We start from the raw sequence: 20,886 nt of genomic DNA on the forward strand, positions 1-20,886 counted from the left end.
AGGCGAATGAAAATGTCACGAAGAATTTTGCCTCGAAACAGGCATTCTCGTGCTGCACTGCACAATAGTGTGGCAGGCTTTGCTTGGGAAACGACCAGTAAGACGCCGCGGCACTGCGGCGCCTTGGAGCGCCGCGCGTCCGCGGGACGCACAATGGGGCTCCAACAGTTTCGCCCCCATGCATCGTGCCTTTCCAAAACCCGGTTTCCGATTTTCGGGCCGATGCGTCCGGGTTTCCATTCCGCCATGAAATGGCTATGAAGCCGGGGCAAGCAGCCTGTGTCGCGCCGATTCCCGCGCGGCCATCCTCACTCACGGACCAGTCCATGCGTTTGTCGCGCTATTTCCTGCCTATCCTCAAAGAAAACCCGCGCGAGGCCGAAATCGTCTCGCACCGGCTGATGCTGCGCGCCGGCATGATCCGCCAGCAGGGGCAGGGCAGTTTTTCGTGGCTGCCACTCGGCAAGCGGGTGCTGGACAAGGTTTGCCGCATCATCCGCGAGGAGCAGAATCGCGCCGGTGCGCTGGAAATCCTGATGCCGACCATCCAGTCGGCGGATCTGTGGCGCGAAAGCGGCCGCTATGACGATTACGGCAAGGAGATGCTGCGCATCAAGGACCGGCAGGACCGCGACATGCTCTATGGTCCGACCAACGAGGAAGTCGTCACCGAGATCGTCCGCGCCTATGTGAAGTCCTACAAGGATCTGCCGCTCAATCTCTACCACATCCAGTGGAAGTTCCGCGACGAAGTGCGGCCGCGTTTCGGCGTCATGCGTTCGCGCGAATTCCTGATGAAGGACGCCTATTCCTTCGACCTCGACTTCGAGGGTGCAAAGGCGGCCTACAACAGGATGTTCGTGTCCTACCTCCGGACCTTCACCCGCATGGGTCTGCAAGCGATTCCGATGCGGGCCGACACCGGACCGATCGGCGGCGATCTCAGCCATGAATTCATCATCCTTGCCGATACCGGCGAGAGCCAGGTCTACTGCCATCGCGACTATCTTTCGCTCGATGTGCCCGGCGAGAAGACCGACTTCGCCAACGACGCCGAGATCGGCGACATCGTCAAGACATGGACGACGCCTTACGCCGCCACCGACGAGATGCATGACGAAGCGGCGTGGGAGAAGATCGGCGACACCGACAAGGTTTCGGCGCGCGGCATCGAGGTCGGCCACATCTTCCATTTCGGCGACAAATACTCCAAGCCGATGGGCGCCAAGGTGACCGGGCCTGACGGCAAGGATCATTTCGTCTCCGGCGGCTCCTACGGCATCGGCCCGTCGCGCCTGGTCGCGGCGATCATCGAGGCCAGCCATGACGACAACGGTATCATCTGGCCGGAAGCGGTGGCGCCGTTCGACATCGGACTGATCAACATGAAGGCGGGCGACGCCGAGTGCGACCGCGTCTGCGACGAGTTGCATGCCGCATTCGTCGCCGCCGGCAAGGATGTGCTTTACGACGACACCGACCAGCGGCCGGGTGGCAAGTTCGCCACCGCCGATCTGATTGGCCTGCCTTGGCAGGTCATCGTCGGGCCGCGCGGCGTGGCTAGCGGCGAAATCGAGATCAAGAATCGCAAGACCGGCGAGCGCGAGACGCTGCCGATCGCCGCTGCGAAAAAACGCTTCGGTGTCGCCGCATGAGCGACGTGGCGGCGGCAAGAACGGTGGGCGCCGGACCCTTTTCCATCTTCGAGCGCATGGTTGCCTGGCGCTACCTGCGCTCGCGGCGCAAGGAGACGGTGATCTCGGTGATCGCTTCGATCTCCTTCCTCGGCATCATGCTGGGGGTCGCCACGCTGATCGTGGTGATGGCAGTGATGAACGGCTTCCGGGCGGAGCTGTTGACGCGCATTCTCGGCGTCAACGGCCATCTGATCGTGCAGCCGCTCGATTCGCCGCTTGAGGACTATGCGCAGGTCGCCGGCCGAATCAACGGCGTGCCCGGCGTCAAATACGCCATCCCGCTGATCGACGGCCAGGTGCTGGCGCAGGGCAATGTCGGCGGCGGAACCGGCGCGCTGGTGCGCGGCATCCGCGGCGAGGATCTCGGCAAGATCGCCATCGTCTCCAGCAACGTCAAGCAGGGCTCGCTCGCCGATTTCGACACTGGCGAGGGCGTCGCCATCGGCAAGCGCATGGCCGAGAACCTCGGCCTGGCGCTCGGCGATACCATCACCTTGATTTCGCCCGACGGCGATGTGACGCCGCTCGGTACGACGCCGCGCATGAAGGGCTACAAGATCGCAGCGATCTTCGAGGTCGGCATGTCGGAATATGACAGTTCCATCGTCTACATGCCGTTTTCGGAGGCGCAGCTCTATTTCAACATGGACGGCCGGGCGCAGACGATCGAGATCTATGTCGACAATCCCGACGACGTCGACGCGCTGAAGCCGAAGGTGGAGGATGCCGCGCAGCGGCCGATCGACCTCGTCGACTGGCGCCAGCGCAACGAGACCTTCTTTTCCGCCCTGCAGGTCGAGCGCAACGTCATGTTCATGATCCTGACGCTGATCGTGCTGGTGGCGGCGCTGAACATCATTTCGGGCCTGATCATGCTGGTGAAGGACAAGGGGCATGACATCGCCATCCTGCGCACCATGGGGGCGTCGCGTGGCGCCATCCTGCGCATCTTCCTGATGACGGGGGCGGCGATCGGCGTGACCGGCACGATCGCCGGCGTGCTGCTCGGCGTGTTGATCTGCACCAACATCGAATCCATCCGCCAGTTCTTTTCCTGGATGACCGGCAAGGTTCTGTTCAACCCGGAGCTCTATTTCCTCAGCCAGCTGCCGGCGAAGATGGATCCGCGCGAGACGACCTATGTCATCCTGATGGCGCTCGGGTTGTCCTTCCTGGCAACGGTGTTTCCGGCGTGGCGAGCCGCCCGGCTCGATCCCGTCGAAGCCTTGAGGTATGAATGATGGCCGAGGCCATTATCGAGCTGAAGAGCGTCGAGCGGCACTACGTCCAGGGGCCGCGCAAGCTCACCATTCTCAACGGCGCCGATTTCTCGCTGAAGCGCGGCGAGATGGTGGCGCTGGTGGCGCCGTCAGGCACCGGCAAGTCGACGCTGCTGCACACTGCCGGCCTGCTGGAACGTCCCGACGCCGGCGACGTCATCCTGGCCGGCCGTGCCTGCGGGCGGCTCTCCGATGACGAGCGCACGGCGATCCGCCGCAACGATGTCGGCTTCGTCTATCAGTTCCATCACCTGCTGCCGGAATTCTCGGCGCTGGAAAACATCATGATGCCGCAGCTGATCAAGGGGCTGAGCCGCAAGGAGGCGTCCGAGCGCGCCGCACAGCTGCTCGACTACATGCAGATCGGCAAGCGCGCGTCGCACCGTCCGTCCGAGCTTTCCGGCGGCGAGCAGCAGCGAGTCGCCATTGCCCGTGCGGTTGCCAATGCGCCGTTGGTGCTGCTGGCCGACGAGCCGACCGGCAATCTCGACCCGGTCACCGCCTCCTATGTGTTCGAGGCACTGGCGGCGCTGGTCAAGCAATCGGGCCTCGCGGCGCTGATCGCCACCCACAATCACGAACTGGCATCGCGCATGGACCGGCGCGTCACACTGGCCGATGGCAAAGTGGTGCCGCTCGGCTCGGGCTGACCTCAACCTGGACAGGACCTGGCGGGCTCGCGGACAGCCCGCCTTCAGAGCGTGATTCCATTCGGTTGGCCCATCGCACGCTCCTCAACCTTTTCTTAACCCTGCCGATCTGATCGCCCGGAAATTCGGGATACAGCCGGATTCCGATCGTTGACATTCGAACAAAATTAGAACAAATTGCGAACATATCAACAACAGGAGAGAGTTATGACCGATCTGGTTCAGGATGTCATCTCGCTGGTTTGCATGAGCACTTTTCTCATTTCCATGGCGATCTGGATCGGAGCCATGTGAATTGGCGTTGAGGACGTGGCGCGAACGCAAGCGTCCCTCGGGCGCGCCACTCCTCACCTTAACCCTCTCCCCGTGAGGAACGGGGAGAGGGGGCTTCGACCTTGGCGCCATGCCTCCATTGCGGCGCTGATGCGGATGGCTCGCAATCGGGAAGCGGTTCCGCCGTTAAGCCTTTCTTGCCGCCGCGACGTTAGGGTGTGCCTTCCAGGACAGGGAGCAGCGTCGCGTGTCGCCCATCGTCACGGTCATCCTCGTGGCCAGCAATCTCGGACTGATCTTTCTCTTGATGACCGTGCCGCTTGGTTTGCGCACGATCAGGCTCAGCCGCGTGGTAGCGATGGACCGGCAGCGCCTCTGGCAGGCGCTGTGGCCGCTCGGCAGTGACGCCGGCTGGTCCGGTGAGATTCTTTCGGCAGAGGCGCTGGACGCGGAGGGCATGGCCCGCATCATGCTGTCCTGGGAAGGACGCGACGGCAAGCCGATCGAGCGCAAGTCGCAGTTTGATGACGTTGTCGAGGGCAACCGGTTCTCGATGCGGGTTATCGAAGATACCGCGCTCGACACCTCGTTCTGGAAGGATTTCCGCGAGACCACCGAGCTCGTTTCCGAAGGCAGCGGCACGCGGGTCACGCTTGGCCAGACCGATCGCTATCGCGGCTTAGCCTTCCTGGTGTTTCGCTATTTCGCCATGCGCCGTGAACTCTCCAAGCTGCAGCGCTGGGCAAGGACCGGGCAGTATCGCAAGGGCGGCTGGTTCGAGCATCCGCTCAGCCAGGTCGGCTTCGCCGCGCTGTCGGCATTGATCCTGTGGCCGTTCTTCGGTCTTCATCTCGGCGGGCTTGCGCTGGCCGCGATCCTGACATCGGTGGTGGCCCTGCACGAGCTCGGACACATGGCGGCGTTTCGCCTGATGGGTCACAGCAAGGCGCGGATGATCTTCATCCCGCTGCTCGGCGGCATCGCCATTGGCGGGCGGCCATATGACAGCCGTTTCGAAGTGGCCTTCGTGGCGTTGATGGGCGCCGGCTTCTCTGCCTTCATGGTGCCGGTTGTCATCGCCGCCAGCACCTTTGCCGGGGCGGAGGGACATCGGCTTGCGGCGACGCTGCTGGCGGCGCTGGCGGGCTTTGCTGCCCTGTTCAACATCGCCAATCTGGTGCCGGTCTGGAAGTTCGATGGCGGCCAGGTGCTGCGCCAGATCTGCCCGGGGCCGATCGTGCTGGCGGTGGCCTCGTTCTCTCTGCTTTCGGCCTTCCTTGCGCTTGGCCGGCAGGCCGGCTTTTCCCCCGGCTTTCTGCTCGCGGCGGGCGCGGTCTTTTCAATCCTCAGCCTGCTGACGATGAGCAGCGGGGTCAAGCCGCGGCACGAACTGAAGCCAATCCGCACCGTCGACCGTCTCGTCATCGCCGGCGCGCTGCTGGCGGTGTTCGCCATCCATGGCTATGGCGTCTTGTGGGCGTCTGCGCAGCTTATTTGAGCTTGTCCGGATCAGAAAGCTTCAACCGGCTTTGCGGGCGGCCTCGACAGGCAAAGCCGTGGCAGGACCGAACACGTCCTCGAAGGCGGATTTCAGGGCCAGGTCGAGGTCTGCCATCGTAATGGGAAGGCCGAGATCGACGAGGCTGGTGACGCCGTGGTCTTGCACGCCGCACGGCACGATGCCCCCGAAATGGTCGAGATCCGGTTCGACATTGATGGCGATGCCGTGAAAGCTCACCCAGCGCCGCAGGCGGATACCTATTGCGGCGATCTTGTCTTCGGCCGGTGAGCCATCCGGCAGGGAAGGGCGATCCGGCCGCACCACCCATACGCCGACCCGGTCCTCGCGGCGCTCGCCCTGCACGTTGAAGGCGGCGAGCGTGCCGATGATCCATTGTTCGAGCGCGGCGACAAAGGCGCGGACATCCTCGCGCCGCCGCTTCAGGTCGAGCATCACATAGGCGACCCGCTGACCCGGCCCATGATAGGTGTATTCGCCGCCGCGTCCTGCCGAAAACACCGGGAAGCGGTTGGCGTCGATCAGGTCCTCGCTGCGGGCGCTGGTGCCGGCCGTGTAGAGCGGCGGATGTTCGACCAGCCAGACCATCTCGCCGGCGGCGCCGCTTCGGATCGCCTCGGCCCGCGTTTCCATGAAGGCCAGCGCATCGGGATAGGCGGTGAGGCCGGGCTCGATGCGCCATTCGACCGGTGCTGAACCGGGGAGCGGCAGGAACGACGTGGCAATCTGGCTGCGTTCTGGCATGGCTTTTCGTTTTTTCGTTTATGCATGTCGTGATCCCAAAACCGCCTTGCACTTTCGGGCGACATGCATTTGCCTTCCATATGGCGATATCAGGCCGAAACGTCCAGTTCCGGCCCAGCATTCCAATCCTGTGGAGCGTTGTGCCAATCGGTGGAGATTATTGCGTTCCGCGCACTTGTTTCGCCGGAAACGATTTGCTACACGCCGCGAGCCGGTCGGTTCCGGCTCCTACCACGTGCGGTCGTGGCGGAATTGGTAGACGCGCAGCGTTGAGGTCGCTGTGGGGCAACCCGTGGAAGTTCGAGTCTTCTCGACCGCACCAAAATTTCCTTGACAGATTGCTTCTGGCGAGCCGGGTCGGCAAGCGACGGCACGTCGCGGTCACAAGGCTTCCCGAGGATCGAAACGGCAGCGGCGGCGCGTCATTCAGACCCGCCGCCGCTTCGTTTTTCAGTTGCCCCGGAAAGCCGGCGTGATCGTGGCAATCAGGCGGCCTCTTCATCCGGGCCAGAATATCGGCCACGACTTCCCCGAAGGAGGATGGCGTCGGTACGATGACATCTTTCAGGATTTCGACCTTTTCCTGCGCCGACTCGTAGGTCGCTCGGCAAAAGCCGGACCTATCCCGTCCAGCCAAGGCCGGCCGAGATGCAATTGATCGACACAAGCAGAGCGTCGGTCGCCCGCTTTTGATCCGCCGTGCCGGTATTTGCCCGAACTTCACGCAGCAGATCGACCTGCAGTCGGTGAATGTCATCCATCTGTCGCCGCAGACTGTCGAAACGCCGCTTGAACATCGGAAAGCGCGCGGAAAGATCGCCTCCCGTGAGGTCACCAATCAGGCGTCGCGTCAACTCGTATTCGGCGGCGATGCGGGCGTAGATTCGTCGGGCCGCGTCGCCGTCGGACACCAGGCGGGCGTAGAGCCCCGCGATCTCCATGTCGGACTGGTAAAGCGTCTTCTCGGCCTCGTCGACGATCAAGCGGAAGAAGCGCGAGTGCTCGAACATGCGAGCCAGAAGTTCGCGCCCGGCCTCGCCGCGCACAGCGACGAAAGAGCTAAGCGCGCTGCCGATGCCATACCAGCCGGTCAACAGATGACGGTTCTGGCTCCAGGCGAACACCCATGGAATGGCGCGCAGGTCAGCAATGCCGCTGGCGCCGAAACGACGCTCCGGCCGTGAGCCCATTTTCAGGAGCGCCAGCTCCGCGACCGGGCTTGCCTGGTTGAAATAATCGAGGAAACCGGGCTCGGCCATCAATCTGGCGTAGGAAGCCTGCGACATGCCAGCCAGCGCTTCCAGCGCTTCGTCGAACTCCGGCGTTTCCTTCGGCTCGACATCGCCGGGCGATCCGACACCGTGGGCCAGCACGCCAGCGGCGAGAACCTCGAGTTGGTTGAGGCCGGTGCCGCGATTGGCGAATTTCGACGATACGACCTCGCCCTGCTCCGTCACCCGCATGGTTCCGGTGACAGTGCCTTCCGGTTGTGCGGCGATCGCCCGGCCGGTCGGCGCGCCGCCACGGCTGACGGAGCCGCCGCGACCGTGAAAGAAACTGATCCTGACGTTGTTCTTGCGCCCGACCGCAGCGAGGCGCTTTTGCGCTTTTGCCAGTTCCCAATTGGAAGCCAGGAAACCTCCGTCCTTGTTGGAATCTGAATAGCCAAGCATGATTTCCTGGCGCGCGCCGAAGTCCCGCACCGTCCGCCTCACCAGTGAAACGCCGAGCAATCCATTGAGGATGCCCGGTGCGGCCTGTAGATCGGTGATGGTCTCGAACAACGGCACGATCCGCAGCCTGATTGTGCCGCCGCCAGCGGGCGCGGTTGAAAGTCCGCAATATTGCGCCAGCAGATAGACCGCGAGCAGATCGTCGGCCGAGCGGGTCATGCTGAGAACGAAAGAGCCGACTGCGTCAGCATCCGAGCTGGAGATGTGATCGCGGATAACGGAGAATGTCGAAAGCAGTTCACCTGCTTCAGGCGAGAGCCGGCCTGCGTCGATCTCCAGCCGCTCGCCCTGGCTGATGGCTGTGCGAATGCGCGCCGACCATTGCGGCGTGCCGGCTGCGACCGGATCGGCGGGATTTGCCAGCGCAAACAGCTCGGCCAGCACCCGGTTGACGACCGTGGAGTTCTGCCGGATGTCGAGCGAGACCGTACGGAAACCGAAGCTTCCGACTTGCCAAAGCAGAGGCTGGATGAAACGCCTGGCTACCGCGCGCCCTCCGATCGCTTCGAGAACGGAAGATAGCCCATTCAGATCAGCACGAAACGCCTCTGCCGAGAGATATGCCGCCGGACCGCCGTCTCGCGTGGCCTCCAGCCGGGCAAACAAAGCCGAAGCGAACTGGCGAAGCGGTTCGTCGGGATTGCGGGCGGCGATCACGTGCGCCAGTCCGGTTTTTTCAAGGGCCGTTTGCAGCACTGGCTTGAAGCTGGCCGGCAGGTCGATGACGTTGGAGCTGGCGCTGAGCACCGTCACCAGCCGCTGCACCTGCGTCAGATACCAGCCTATGGCGGTGTTGCGGTATTCGGCCATGGCATGGGCGGTGACTGCGGCAGTCACATTTGGATTGCCATCGCGGTCGCCGCCGATCCACGAGGCATAGCGCATGAATGAGGGAATTCTGATCGGCTCTCCCGGATAGTGACGCTCGAAGGCGTCCTGAAGCTTGCCATAGAGTTGCGGCGTTGCCTCGAAGATGACTTCGCGAAAGAAATGCAGGCCCCAGGCGATTTCGCCCTCGACCGTCGGCCGCTCCAGCCGCAGCTCGCCCGTCATCCACAGAAGCTCGATCTCGCTTTCCAGATCGGTGACCAACAGGGAGCGTTCGCGCGGCGCCCAGCGCGGCTGGTCGAGCTCGGTCAGCTTGCGATAGATGCGGCGGTGGATCTCCAGCACCGTGACGCGTTTGGCCTCCGTCGGGTGCGCGGTCATGGTCGGGCCGACGCAAAGCTCATCGAGCGTCGCCTGGACTTCCGGCGCCGAGTGGCCGTTCGCCGCCATCTGCGCGATCACGCTGGCGAAGGACCCGGGCACTTCGTCGACACCCGCGCCTTGTTCGAGTTCGCGGCGTGCCCGCATGGCAAGCAGCTCGTCTGCTATCGTCAGCAACTGGAACCATACGCCGCTCGCCTGAAGCGCCGGGATGCGCTGCTCCGCGGCGAGGGAGACGAGCGACCTGCGTCCGGCCAGAACGGCGGCGATCTCGGGCTCACGCGCGCTTGCGACCTGAAGCAGCAAGCGCAACAAAAGGCTGCGCTCGTCCTCACGAAAGTTGATGCGTCTGCTCTGTTCCAAACCCGTTTCCTGCTTCGTCGCGCCGATGCCGCTGTAACCGCCCTCTGAATCGAGGGCGGCGCCTGCTGTCAGGCGACCCGGTCGGGCACCGGGCGACCCTCGAAGAAGGCGGTCAGGTTCTCCACCACCTTCATGCCCATTGCCACCCGCGTTTCCTCGGTCGCACTCCCGAGATGGGGCAACAGCACTACGTTCTCCAACTGCTTCAGCGTCTCCGGAACGGTCGGCTCGTCGGCAAAGACGTCGAGACCCGCCCCAGCGATCTCGCGCCTTTCCAGTGCACCGATCAGGGCATCCTGGTCGACGACGTCGCCGCGCGCCGTGTTGATCAGGAACGCGTCGCTTTTCATCGACCGCAAGCTTCGAGCATTGATGAGATGGCGGTTTTCCGCGCCGCCCGGACAGTGCAGCGACACGAAATCGGATGCTGCGAGCACATCTTCCAAAGTTGGCATCTGGACCGCGCCCATGGCGCGCGTCTCGTCGTCATCGACCGGGGACCGATTGAAGAACACGATCTTCATCCCGAAGCCGAAATGCGCGCGCCTGGCTGTCGCCTTGCCGATGCGCCCCATTCCGACAATACCCAAGGTTTTGCCCGACACCTTCGCGCCGGCCATATGGGTTGGCGACCAGCCCCGCCACTCTCCGGCCCGCACCTGCCGCTCGCCCTCACCAGTCCGACGCGCGACAGCCAACAGCAAGCTGAGGGCGAGGTCGGCGGTGCAATCGGTCAGCACGCCCGGGGTGTTGGTCACCACGATGCGGGCGGCGTTCTTAGGAAACACCGCAACAGGTACGCGGTCGCTGACCGTTGCCAGGATCGCGTCAAAATGCGCGAATGCCGATGTCATTGCGGCAGGGCTCAGCGGCGTATCGCTGGCGTTGAGCGTCGTGTCGAAGCGCTCGGCGAGGATCGCTTCAACGGGGGCCGGCCATCTCCGGGTGACAATCAAACGCGGTTTCATCGAATTTCCTGCCGATCGATGGGCCGCGATGCATCCGCCAACCCGAAACAGACTGCACATTTTGCGCTATGCGCCCTTCGCCCGGTCGGCCATCACGCCGCCTTCTTCATCCCGGCCAAAGTATCGGCCACGACCTCACCGAAGGACGATGGCGTCGGCACGATGACGACGCCGGCCTCTTTCAGGATTTCGACCTTTTCCTGCGCCGACTCGCCGAAGGCCGAGATGATGGCGCCGGCATGGCCCATGCGCCGGCCCTTCGGCGCGGAAAGCCCGGCGATGTAGGCGATCAGCGGCTTGCGCATGTTGTCGCGTGCCCAGATCGCGGCTTCCGCCTCCTGCGGTCCGCCGATCTCGCCGATCATGACCACGGCATCGGTTTCGTCGTCCTGTTCGAACAGCTTCAGCATGTCCTTGAAGGACGAGCCGTTGATCGGATCGCCGCCGATGCCGACGCTGGTGGAGACACCGATGCCAAGCGCCTTCATCTGCGAGGCGGCCTCATAGCCGAGCGTGCCCGAGCGGCCGACGATGCCGACGCGGCCGGGGAGATAAATGCTGCCCGGCATGATGCCCATCAGTGCCTGTCCGGGCGTGATCACGCCGGCGCAGTTCGGCCCGATCAGCCGCATGCGGTCCTCGAAACGGTAGCGAAGCATGTAGCGCTTCACCTGCATCATATCCTGCGAGGGGATGCCGTCGGTGATGCAGACGCAAAGCTTTATGCCGGCATCGGCGGCTTCCATGATCGAGTCGGCGGCGAAAGGCGGCGGCACGAAGACGATGCTGGCTTCAGCGCGGGTTTCGCGAACGGCGCCCTTGACGGTGTTGAAGACCGGCAGGCCGAGATGCTTCTGGCCGCCCTTGCCGGGCGTCACGCCGCCGACGAGCTTGGTGCCGTAGCGCTTCATGTCTTCGGCATGGAAGCTGCCGATCTTGCCGGTGAAGCCCTGGACGATGACCCGCGTGCCGCGGTTGAGCAGGATTGCCATATTTTTCAGCTCCCTCAGCTTGCTTTTTTGAGCGTTGCCGAACGCCAGGCGGCGACGGCTTTTTCGGCGGCTTCCGCCAGCGTTTCAGCGACGATCACCGCCTCGCCGGAATCGGCCAGGATGCGGCGCCCTTCCTCGACCTTGGTGCCGGCAAGCCGCACCACCAGGGGAACGTTGACCCCGACTTCGCGGATCGCCTTGACGACGCCCTCGGCGACCCAGTCGCAACGGTTGATGCCGGCAAAGATATTGACCAGGATGGTCTCGACATTCTTGTCGCCGAGCACGGCGCGGAACGATTTCGCGACCCGCTCGGGCGAGGCGCCGCCGCCAATGTCGAGGAAGTTGGCCGGCTCGCCGCCGGCGATCTTGATCATGTCCATCGTCGCCATGGCGAGGCCGGCGCCGTTGATGATGCAGCCGATGTTGCCGTCGAGGCCGACATAGGAGAGGCCGCGGTCGCTGGCGAAGGTTTCGCGCGGGTCTTCCTGGCTCTTGTCGCGCAGTTCGGAGATTTCCGGCCGCCGGAACAAAGCGTTCTCGTCGAACGACATCTTGGCGTCGAGCGCGACGAGGTTGCCGTCGCGGGTCACCACCAGAGGATTGATCTCCAGCATCGACGCGTCGTAGTCGCGGAACACCTGGTAGCAACTGAAGATGGTTTCGGTTGCCTTGCCGATCAGGTTCTGATCCAGGCCGAGCCCGAAGGCGATTTCCCGCGCCTGGAAGCGCTGCATGCCGACTCCCGGATCGACCGTGGTCCGGATGATGGAATCCGGCGCCCGCTCGACGATGTCCTCGATCTCCATGCCGCCGGCGGCCGACGCCACGATCATGACGCGCTCCTCTTTGCGGTCGAGAACGAAGCCGACATAGAGCTCCTGCGCGATGTCGACGGCCTCCTCGAGATAGAGCCGCGATATCAGCTTGCCGCGCGGGCCGGTCTGCTGGGTCACCAGCTTGCGGCCGAGCATTGCTTCGGCCGCATTGGAAATCTCCTCGTCATTGGCGCAGAGCTTGATGCCGCCGGCCTTGCCGCGGGCACCGGAATGAACCTGCGCCTTGAGCACCCACTGGCCGCCGCCGATCTCACGCGCCCGATAGGTTGCCTGCTCGGGGCTGTAGGCGAGGCCGCCGCGCGGAACATGAATCCCGTGGCGGGCAAGCAGTTCCTTGGCCTGGTATTCGTGAATGTCCATCTCGTCCTCCCAAAAACCTTCAGTGCGCGGCGGCGTGCGGCTGTTCTTGACTATCAAATTGGCCGGCGCGTTCGATGGCTTCGTTGACCACCAGCACATTGCGCGCCATGCGTTCCGACGCCGCGTCGATCATTTTGCCGTCGAGCGCCGCGGCGCCCTTTCCGAGCGCCTCCGCTTCCTTGAGCACTTCCAGGATGCGCCTGGCGCGGACGACTTCCTTTTCCGGCGGCGAGAACACGCTGTTGGCTAGCGCGATCTGCGAGGGGTGGATCGCCCATTTGCCTTCGATGCCAAGTGCCGCCGCGCGCCTTGCCGCCGCCGTGTAGCCCTCAGGGTCCGAGAAATCGCCGAACGGCCCGTCGATGGCGCGCAGGCCGTAGGCCCTGCAGGCAACCGTCATCCGCGACAGGGCGAAATGCCACTGGTCGCCTGGGTAGTCGGGATTGAGGCCGCCGATGTTGACGGTGCGCGCCTTGTTGCTGGCAGCATAGTCGGCGACACCGAAATGCATCGCTTCCAGGCGGCCGGGCGTAGCGGCGATCGCCTCGACATTGGCCATGCCGAGCGCCGTCTCGATGAGGGCTTCGAGGCCGACGCGGGTCTTGTAGCCCTTGGCCATCTCGATCTGGTTGATCATGGCCTCGACCATATAGAGGTCGGCCGGAACGCCGACTTTCGGCACCAGGATGGTGTCCAGCCGGTCGCCGGCCTGTTCCATCACGTCAACCACGTCGCGGTACATGTAGTGCGTGTCGAGGCCGTTGATGCGCACCGAAACGGTCTTGCCCTTGGCGCGCCAGTCGATGTCGTTGAGCGCCTGGATGATGTTCTTGCGGGCGCGTTCCTTGTCCGGCGGCGCCACCGCGTCCTCGATGTCGAGGAAGACGAAGTCGGCGGCGCTGTTCGCCGCCTTATCGATCATCTCGGGACTGGAGCCGGGAACCGCGAGTTCGCTTCGCTGCAGCCGGAGTTTTTTCAAATGGTTGATCGTGTGGCTCATGATCGCGTTCTCCTCACGCCGCCTCGGCGACAGGTACCCCAGCCGAGGCACGGAAGTGCTGGATGGCGGCGCCGACGCCCGAGCCCGGCGCCAGCCGGACGCCGCAATCGAGCAGCGCCATTTCCGCCGCCGACAGCGAGGCGAGCACCATCACCTCGTTCAGCCAGCCGAGATGGCCGATGCGGAAGACCTTGCCGAACACCTTGTTGAGACCACCTCCGAGCGAGGTCCGGTACGTCTGGTAGGCGCGCTTGACGACGTCGGCGCTGTCGATGCCTTCCGGCACCAGAATGGCGCTGACGGTGTCGGAGTGCCATTTCGGCGCCTTCGCGCAGAGCTTCAGGCCCCAGGCGTCGACCGCCTTGCGCACCCCTTCCGCGAGGCGATGGTGGCGGACGAAGATGTTGTCGAGCCCTTCCTCGGCGATCAGATCGAGCGAGGCGCGCAGGCCGCGCAGCAGTTGCGTCGCAGGCGTATAGGGGAAATAACCGGCGTCGTTGGCGCGGATCATGTCCTCGAACGAGAAGAAGCAGCGCCGGTGGGTCGCTACCCTGGAAGCGACGAGCGCCTTCTTGCTGACCGAGAGGAAGCCGAGGCCGGCCGGCAGCATGAAGCCTTTTTGCGAGCCGCTGACGGCGCAGTCGACACCCCATTCCTCCTGACGGAAGTCGATCGAGCCAATCGACGACACGCCGTCGACAAAGAGAAGGGCAGGATGGTTCGCCGCGTCGAGTATGGCGCGGCAGCCGGCGACATCGCTGGTGACGCCGGTCGCGGTCTCGTTCTGTGTGCAGAAGACTGCCTTGATGCTGTGTGCCTTGTCCGCCTTCAGTCTTTCCGCGTAGAGGTCGAGCGGCACGCCGGTTCCCCACTCGCAGTCGATCACGTCGACCTCGAAGCCGAGGCGCTCGGCCATGTCGACCCACAGATGCGAGAACTGTCCGAAGCGCGACATCAGCACGCGATCACCAGGGCTGAGCACGTTGGTCATCGCCGCCTCCCAGGCGCCGGTCCCCGACGACGGGTAGATGAAGACGCGGCCGGTCTCGTTCTTGAAGACTTTCTTGATGTCCTCGAACAGCGGCAGCGTGAAATCGGGGAACGATGCGGCGCGCATATCCTCCATCGGGAGGTTCATCGCTTGCCGGACCTGCTCCGGAATGTTGGTGGGTCCTGGAATAAAAAGGTGGGTGAACCCAGCCATGCGCGAAACTCCTCCGAAGTTAGAGATTTGTGGAGGGAGTGTCGTCTCGACGGCGAGGTGCAACAACACCTTGGTGGGTAAGTTCTCGCCGCGCGCGGGTGGGACGAGCCTACCCACCAGGCCTACCCGGTCGACCTACCCGATAGGCAGCCTGGGACTGCGACGCTTTTCGCTCGAATAGAGCGCGACGGCCATCGCCCGGTTGCGGACGTCAAGCTTGTCGTAGAGATTCTTGAGGTGGTATTTCACCGTATTCTCGGAAATTCCGGTGCGCGTCGCGATCTGAAGGTTGGTCCAGCCGTCGGAAAGCACCGCCAGCAGTTCGCGCTCGCGAACCGTGAGCTGCGCCAAGGGCGTGTCGTTGACCTTGTTGATGTCGATATAGGGGATGCAGATGCGACCGTGCGCGACCGCCAGGATCGTCTCGAAGATGATATGCGGGTCGTCGAACTGGAAGCAGTAGCCTTGAGCACCAAGCCGCACGCACTGCTTCAAGATGCCGATGTCGTGGTCATTGGAGAACACCGTAATGCGCATATCGAGCTTGCGGCTCTGGACCTCGGCCAGAACATCCGCGCCGTCCATGTCGGCGAGCCTCCAGCCGATGACCGCGACATCGAACTTGGTCTTTACCGCCAGATCCAGGAGTTGCTTGCCGCTCTGCACGGCGCTCAGCAATTCGAAGCGTCCGTCGCATTCCAGCATTTCGCGCAGCGCCGATATGACAAGCGGATTGCGCTCGGCGACAACGACGCGAACGCGTTGCTGTCCTGATGTGGCCTCTTTTGTTGTCGCCGACCTTGCGCTCAAGGGCTTCCGTTCTGGACCGGTTGCGGACATGGGCGGATCCGGCTGATATCCGGACCCTGTGCCATGACAATCGCCGCAACCGGACAAGGGTGCTCTTTCCCCAGCGACATGCGCTGTCGCGCCACCTGAACCGATATCCCGTTGGTTTTGACAGGGCAGGCATTGTCAGACTGGGCATGGCAATGCCGTCTTTCCCGTGAAGAAAGCCAGGTAGGAGCGCGCGCATTTCATTTGATATTCCGTGCGTTAGAGCGGCAAATTGCCAAATCGATTCATGCTGCCGCGCTATCTCTGGAATGAGCGTCGGATTTTCCCAAAAACCGGTTTCCACTTTTGGGGCCGATGCTCTAGACCTGAGACGCACCTTTTCCGGGATTGCGATGGCGGGAGGCGCCGGTGGAAGGCCAGGACGAACGGACGACCGGCGCCAGGGCCGCTGACGACGCCCACGCCGACATCTATGGCGAGGACGGCGCCGTCCTTTCGTCCTTCCTTGCCCAGATCGGTGCTGCGATCGCCGACCGCGACACGCTCACGCTCAAGCATGAAGTCGACCACCTGCACCAGTCGGAGCTCGGCGACCTGCTCGAGGCGCTGCACCCCGAACAGCGCCGCGTGCTGGTTGAGTTGTTGGGCGCCGACTTCGACTTTTCTTCGCTGACCGAGGTCGACGAGGCGATCCGTATGGAGATCGTCGACAATCTGCCCAATGCGCAGATCGCCCAGGCGGTGCAGGAACTCGATTCCGACGACGCGGTCTACATTCTCGAAGACCTTGAAAAGGAAGACCAGGACGAGATCCTGTCGCAGCTGCCGTTCACCGAACGGATCAGGCTGCGCCGCTCGCTCGACTATCCGGAAGAGACGGCCGGGCGGCGCATGCAGACCGAGTTCGTCGCGGTGCCGCCGTTCTGGACGATCGGCCAGACCATCGACTACATGCGCGAGGACAAGAACCTGCCTGAGCGCTTCAGTCAGATCTTCGTCATCGATCCGACCTTCAAGCTGCTCGGCGCCATCGACCTCGACCAGATCCTGCGCACCAGGCGCGCGGTCAAGGTCGGGGAGGTCATGCATGAGACGCGACACGCCATTCCCGCCACCATGGACCAGGAAGAGGCGGCGCGGGAATTCGAGCAGTACGACCTTTTGTCGGCCGCCGTCGTCGACGAGAACGAGCGGCTGGTCGGCGTGCTGACCATCGATGATGTCGTCGACGTTATCCAACAGGAGGCCGAAGAAGATCTGATGCGCATGGGCGGTGTCGGCGACGAAGAGCTGTCCGACAGTGTCTTTTCCACCTCGCGCTCGCGCGTTCCCTGGCTGTTGATCAATCTGCTGACCGCATTCCTGGCGGCGTCGGTGATCAGCCTGTTCGACCGCACGATCGAGCATATCGTGGCGCTCGCGGTGCTGATGCCGATCGTGGCCGGCATGGGCGGCAATGCCGGCTCACAGACGATGACTGTCACCGTGCGGGCGCTGGCGACCAAGGATATCGACATCTACAATGCCGGCCGCATCATTCGCCGCGAGATGGGCGTGGGCTTCATCAACGGCATCGTCTTTGCCATCCTGATCGGCATCGTCGCTGCGATCTGGTTCCACGACAACAATCTGGGCGGCATCATCGCGGCGGCGATGATCATCAACATGTTCGCGGCCGCCTTGGCCGGTATCCTGATCCCGCTGCTCCTCGACCGTTTCAAGATCGATCCGGCGGTCGCTTCGGCGGTCTTCGTCACCACGGTCACCGATGTCGTCGGCTTCTTTGCCTTTCTCGGCATTGCCACTTGGTGGTTCGGGGTGCCGTGAAAGGCGCCCTCGATTGACTTTTACGTAAATGCCGTGCGAGGCTTGCGCGGGGCGCCGTGTTGATTCCGGCATGGGTTTGGTTCGGGACAGAAGGCGACGCCGCATGGCAATCGCCCGGGGTTCCGGCGAGTGGGAGTGACAATGCGGGAATATTATTCGATCACCGAGCTGACCCGCGAATTCGATGTGTCGACGCGGACGCTGCGCTTCTATGAGGACGAGGGATTGGTGCAGCCGGTGCGGCGCGGCCGCACGCGGCTGTTTCGCCCGTCCGACCGTCACCTCATTCGCCAGATCATGCGGGGAAAAAGGCTCGGCTTCTCGATCAACGAGATCCGCGAAATCATCCAGATGTACAAGGAGCCGCCCGGCGAGGTCGGTCAACTCAAGCTGATGATCAAGCGCATCGAGGAAAAGCGCGAGGATCTCAGGCAGAAGCGCCGCGACCTCGAAGAGACGCTGGCCGAACTCGACCAGGCTGAGGAATCCTGTGTCGAGCGGTTGGTCGAGCTCGGCGTCAATACGTAACGCATGCTTAAATCCAGCGCCGCACTCTTTTGGCGTAGTCCCTGTATTTCTTGCCGAATTTCGCTGCCAGCACCTTTTCCTCGCCCTCGATGGCGACCTTTTGCGTGGCATAAGCCGCGATGAATGCCAGCGGCAGGAACCATGCGATCCCGGAGACAAAGGCGACGCCGATCAACAGCAGCGTGTTGGCCAGATACATCGGATTGCGAGTGATGCCGAAAGGACCTGTGGTGACCAGATGATCGGGCACCGCGTTGGGGTTAAGTGTTGTCTTGGCCCGGATCATGGTGCGGATGGCGGTGAACCAGAGTGCCGCGACGCCGAACAGGGCCACCCAGCCGGCGGCGAACAGGATATCGCCTAAGAGGTCACCGATCCAGGGCAAGGGATAAAGCAGGCCGAGTGCGATACTGATGGCGATGGCGGCGATGTAGATTAGCGGCGGCCACGGTATGAGCCCTGCCTTCGGCTGGTTCTCGGTCATTTGACCCCTTCCTCCGTCATCTTGTCGTCGGTCTTGGCGGTGCACATGCCGGCGAGATCGGATATATGCGCCTTCCATTCGGCAGTCTGGTCGTTGTTGTAGAGCCGATCAAGTGAGGCTTCACCCTCGAGCGTATCGAGCATGCAGACACAGTAGCTCGAACAGAATTCGGTGTCGCGCGACTGCTCGCAAGACAACTGGCACGTCTTCAGGAAGTTCACCTGCGGGGTTTCGACCTTGGCCGGCATCACTTGTGCGAACAGCCACACACAGCCGATCAGCAGTGGCTGATGGATCAGGTAGAAGGCCAGGCTGTGGCGGCCGATGAAGACCAGCGGGTTGGCCCAGCGACCGGGTGCCAATTCGGCAAGCCGGGCAAGCAGGCCCGAAGCGGCGGCGAGTTTCGTCACCGCGATGCCTGCAAGTACGGCGCCGAACCACGGAAACAGCGGCACATAATCGTTGGATCGCGGATTGATCGCCGAGAGGCCGATCCACCACAGCCAGGGATGGTCGAAGGCCTCGAAGCGCAGATAGACGGGCGCGGCGATGACCAGCGCTGCCACAAGCAACGTCAGCAGCGCCGGTGGCCGCAGGAACAGCAGGCCGAGCAAGCTGGCCACTGCGATCTCGTGCAATATGCCGAAGAAAATGAAACCGTCCGGGGTGGCGATGCGTGTGGCGACCGAAATCGCGATCGCCGCTCCAGCGACCATGGCGAAACGCTTCCAGAAGCCGTTCCAGCGGATTTTTCGGCCATGGGCGAGGTACAGGCTGACGCCGACCAGGAACAGGAAGGTCGATGCGATGCAACGCGCGTAGATCTTCCACCAGCCGAAGGCGGTGAGGCCGGGATCGGTGTAGCCGAAGAATTCCAGATCCCAGGTGAAATGGTAGCTCGCCATGGCGATGAGCGCGATGCCGCGCACGATGTCGATGGCGACGATGCGCTTCGGTCGATCCTGAACGGGTGCGGTCGGTGTGTGGATGCTCATGGTCTCGTATTCTGATTCAGCCCCGCACGACGACTATCACGGTTGCCCGGGACAAAAGAAGGCCGGACGCTTCGGCAGATGCTGGATCAGGCGCCGCTTTAGGCCAGTGCCGGAAAGCCTTTGGCCGACTTCGCTTTTTGCCGGATAGGCGTCGGTTTCCTCTTATTGGCGCCGGGATCACCACGGCAGATTTGGCCCGGTGATTCTGCTTTGGGGAAGCAATGTCCACCCATGTGCGCCATCCGATCTGGCTACCGGCCCTCAAGGCCGCGGATGCGCGCACCTTCGCGTCGCTCTATGCGGTTGAATCCTTCGCCCGGGCCACGGTGTCGAGCGTCATCCCGATCCAGGCCTACGAGATCCTCCACAACGAGCAGATCGTCTCGATCCTCTACACCATCGTGGCGATGCTCGGCCTGTCGGTGACGCTGTTCATGCCGATGCTGATCCGCCGCTTTGCCCGGCGCTGGGTCTACACGGCAGGCGCCTGCCTGCTGGCCATCGGCTCGCTGTTCTTCGTCACCCACACGCTTGCCGGGCAACTGGCCGGCATGCTGTGCCGGGTGATGGGCGCCAGCGCGCTGTCGATCACGCTTAACCTCTACATCATGGACCACATCCGCAAGACCGACTTCATGCAGGCCGAATCGCTGCGCATGGCGTGGTCGATGTTCGCCTGGACCGGCGGACCGACGCTCGGCATCTTCCTCTACACGCGCTTCGGCATCTATGCCGCGCATGGCGCGGTGGCGGTGTTCGCGATGGCCTTGCTGGTGCTGTTCTGGACCTACCGGCTGGGCGACAACCCGTCGATCCGCCCGGGCAAGTCGCGGCCGGCCAATCCGCTCGCCAATATCGGTCGCTTTGTCGCCCAGCCCAGGTTGCGGCTGGCCTGGCTGATTGCCTTCGGTCGCTCCTGTTTCTGGACGACGTTCTTCGTCTACGGGCCGCTGTTCATGGTCATCACCGGCGAGGGCAAGTTGGCCGGCGGCCTTTTGGTTTCGGCCGGCAATGCGCTGCTGTTCATGGCCATCTTCTGGGGCAAGGCGGGAAAGCGCTTTGGTGGCCGGCGGACCATGACATTTGCCTATTTCGCCATGTCGGCCATGCTGCTGGCGGCGGGTGCGGTCGGCGAAACCGTGCCGCTGCTCACCGGTGCCTTCCTGCTCTGCGGCGCTTTCTTCAGCATTGCGCTCGACGCTCTGGGCTCGACCGCGTTCATGCGCTCGGTGCGATCTTATGAAAGGTCGCAGATGGCGGCGGTCTACCGCACCTATCTCGACTTTTCCGAACTGACGCCGCCGCTGGTCTATTCGGTCGTGCTGGCGTTCTTCGGGCTGGGCTCGGTGTTCGTCATGCTCGGCCTGCTGGCGGCGATCTGCGGCTTCGTGACCTGGCGGTATCTGCCGAAATCGCTGTGATC

Annotated in this window: 17 protein-coding genes, 1 tRNA gene and 1 pseudogene; 8 read left to right on the plus strand and 11 right to left on the minus strand. The window is 63.2% G+C overall.

Annotated elements, in window-relative coordinates:
• Positions 1 to 326: 326 nt before the first annotated feature.
• From proS to AC1D10_RS20075, 4 genes are all read left to right on the plus strand, one after another.
• The gene (gene proS, locus AC1D10_RS20060; RefSeq protein ID WP_477274868.1) at positions 327 to 1,655 is read left to right on the plus strand and encodes a proline--tRNA ligase; all 1,329 of its coding nucleotides are present in this window, start codon (positions 327 to 329) and stop codon (positions 1,653 to 1,655) included.
• Positions 1,652 to 2,938: a lipoprotein-releasing ABC transporter permease subunit gene (locus AC1D10_RS20065; RefSeq protein WP_477274870.1), complete on the plus strand. Its 1,287-nt coding sequence runs from the start codon at positions 1,652 to 1,654 to the stop codon at positions 2,936 to 2,938. The genes proS and AC1D10_RS20065 overlap by 4 nt, the downstream gene beginning before the upstream one ends.
• Positions 2,935 to 3,627 (plus strand): ABC transporter ATP-binding protein, encoded by a 693-nt coding sequence (locus tag AC1D10_RS20070; RefSeq protein ID WP_184873474.1) that lies wholly within the window; start codon positions 2,935 to 2,937, stop codon positions 3,625 to 3,627. The genes AC1D10_RS20065 and AC1D10_RS20070 overlap by 4 nt, the downstream gene beginning before the upstream one ends.
• Before the next feature lie 520 nt (positions 3,628 to 4,147).
• Positions 4,148 to 5,398 carry a site-2 protease family protein gene (locus AC1D10_RS20075; protein ID WP_477274872.1) on the plus strand — a complete coding sequence of 417 codons (1,251 nt, stop codon included), beginning with the start codon at positions 4,148 to 4,150 and terminating at the stop codon, positions 5,396 to 5,398.
• A gap of 21 nt (positions 5,399 to 5,419) precedes the next feature.
• On the opposite strand, the gene lipB is transcribed toward AC1D10_RS20075, so the two are convergent.
• On the minus strand, positions 5,420 to 6,163 hold the full coding sequence (lipB, locus tag AC1D10_RS20080; protein ID WP_477274874.1) for a lipoyl(octanoyl) transferase LipB: 744 nt from the start codon (positions 6,161 to 6,163) through the stop codon (positions 5,420 to 5,422).
• A gap of 237 nt (positions 6,164 to 6,400) precedes the next feature.
• On the opposite strand from lipB, the gene AC1D10_RS20085 reads away from it, so the two are divergent.
• Positions 6,401 to 6,485 (plus strand) — tRNA-Leu (locus AC1D10_RS20085).
• Positions 6,486 to 6,656: 171 nt separating this feature from the next.
• Here the strand turns inward: AC1D10_RS20085 and AC1D10_RS20090 are convergent.
• The 8 genes and pseudogenes from AC1D10_RS20090 to AC1D10_RS20125 form a co-directional block, all read right to left on the minus strand.
• Positions 6,657 to 6,758: pseudogene (locus AC1D10_RS20090) on the minus strand (succinate--CoA ligase subunit alpha); the annotation flags it as partial.
• A 25-nt stretch (positions 6,759 to 6,783) separates the two neighbouring features.
• Positions 6,784 to 9,468 (minus strand): phosphoenolpyruvate carboxylase, encoded by a 2,685-nt coding sequence (locus AC1D10_RS20095; RefSeq protein ID WP_477274876.1) that lies wholly within the window; start codon positions 9,466 to 9,468, stop codon positions 6,784 to 6,786.
• A 68-nt stretch (positions 9,469 to 9,536) separates the two neighbouring features.
• On the minus strand, positions 9,537 to 10,436 hold the full coding sequence (locus tag AC1D10_RS20100) for a 2-hydroxyacid dehydrogenase (protein WP_477274878.1): 900 nt from the start codon (positions 10,434 to 10,436) through the stop codon (positions 9,537 to 9,539).
• Between the two features lie 92 nt (positions 10,437 to 10,528).
• On the minus strand, positions 10,529 to 11,428 hold the full coding sequence (gene sucD, locus AC1D10_RS20105; RefSeq protein ID WP_184873479.1) for a succinate--CoA ligase subunit alpha: 900 nt from the start codon (positions 11,426 to 11,428) through the stop codon (positions 10,529 to 10,531).
• 14 nt (positions 11,429 to 11,442) lie between these two features.
• On the minus strand, positions 11,443 to 12,627 hold the full coding sequence (locus tag AC1D10_RS20110; protein ID WP_477274880.1) for a malate--CoA ligase subunit beta: 1,185 nt from the start codon (positions 12,625 to 12,627) through the stop codon (positions 11,443 to 11,445).
• A gap of 19 nt (positions 12,628 to 12,646) precedes the next feature.
• Positions 12,647 to 13,627 (minus strand): HpcH/HpaI aldolase/citrate lyase family protein, encoded by a 981-nt coding sequence (locus AC1D10_RS20115; protein WP_477274882.1) that lies wholly within the window; start codon positions 13,625 to 13,627, stop codon positions 12,647 to 12,649.
• Between the two features lie 13 nt (positions 13,628 to 13,640).
• A complete protein-coding gene (locus AC1D10_RS20120; protein ID WP_477274884.1) occupies positions 13,641 to 14,831 on the minus strand; it encodes an aminotransferase class V-fold PLP-dependent enzyme in 1,191 nt (396 codons plus the stop codon).
• A 135-nt stretch (positions 14,832 to 14,966) separates the two neighbouring features.
• Positions 14,967 to 15,641, minus strand: coding sequence for a LuxR C-terminal-related transcriptional regulator (locus AC1D10_RS20125; RefSeq protein ID WP_477274886.1), 675 nt, complete (start codon positions 15,639 to 15,641; stop codon positions 14,967 to 14,969).
• A 396-nt stretch (positions 15,642 to 16,037) separates the two neighbouring features.
• Between AC1D10_RS20125 and mgtE the strand changes: the two genes are divergently transcribed.
• Together mgtE and AC1D10_RS20135 are read left to right on the plus strand one after the other, a co-directional pair.
• Positions 16,038 to 17,456, plus strand: a complete 1,419-nt coding sequence (mgtE, locus tag AC1D10_RS20130) for a magnesium transporter (RefSeq protein WP_379096359.1) — start codon at positions 16,038 to 16,040, stop codon at positions 17,454 to 17,456.
• A 141-nt stretch (positions 17,457 to 17,597) separates the two neighbouring features.
• On the plus strand, positions 17,598 to 17,984 hold the full coding sequence (locus AC1D10_RS20135; protein ID WP_006203215.1) for a MerR family transcriptional regulator: 387 nt from the start codon (positions 17,598 to 17,600) through the stop codon (positions 17,982 to 17,984).
• 7 nt (positions 17,985 to 17,991) lie between these two features.
• Here the strand turns inward: AC1D10_RS20135 and AC1D10_RS20140 are convergent, their stop codons facing one another.
• Together AC1D10_RS20140 and AC1D10_RS20145 are read right to left on the minus strand one after the other, a co-directional pair.
• Complete coding sequence (locus AC1D10_RS20140) at positions 17,992 to 18,468, minus strand: methyltransferase family protein (RefSeq protein WP_379096379.1); 477 nt, start codon at positions 18,466 to 18,468, stop codon at positions 17,992 to 17,994.
• A complete protein-coding gene (locus AC1D10_RS20145) occupies positions 18,465 to 19,463 on the minus strand; it encodes a heparan-alpha-glucosaminide N-acetyltransferase (RefSeq protein WP_477274889.1) in 999 nt (332 codons plus the stop codon). Before AC1D10_RS20145 ends, AC1D10_RS20140 begins: the two co-directional genes overlap by 4 nt.
• Before the next feature lie 221 nt (positions 19,464 to 19,684).
• Here AC1D10_RS20145 and AC1D10_RS20150 point away from each other — a divergent pair, with 221 nt between their 5' ends.
• Positions 19,685 to 20,884 (plus strand): MFS transporter, encoded by a 1,200-nt coding sequence (locus AC1D10_RS20150; protein WP_477274891.1) that lies wholly within the window; start codon positions 19,685 to 19,687, stop codon positions 20,882 to 20,884.
• Positions 20,885 to 20,886 lie beyond the last annotated feature (2 nt).

The sequence above is a fragment of the Mesorhizobium sp. P2_A8 genome, from assembly GCF_056404935.1.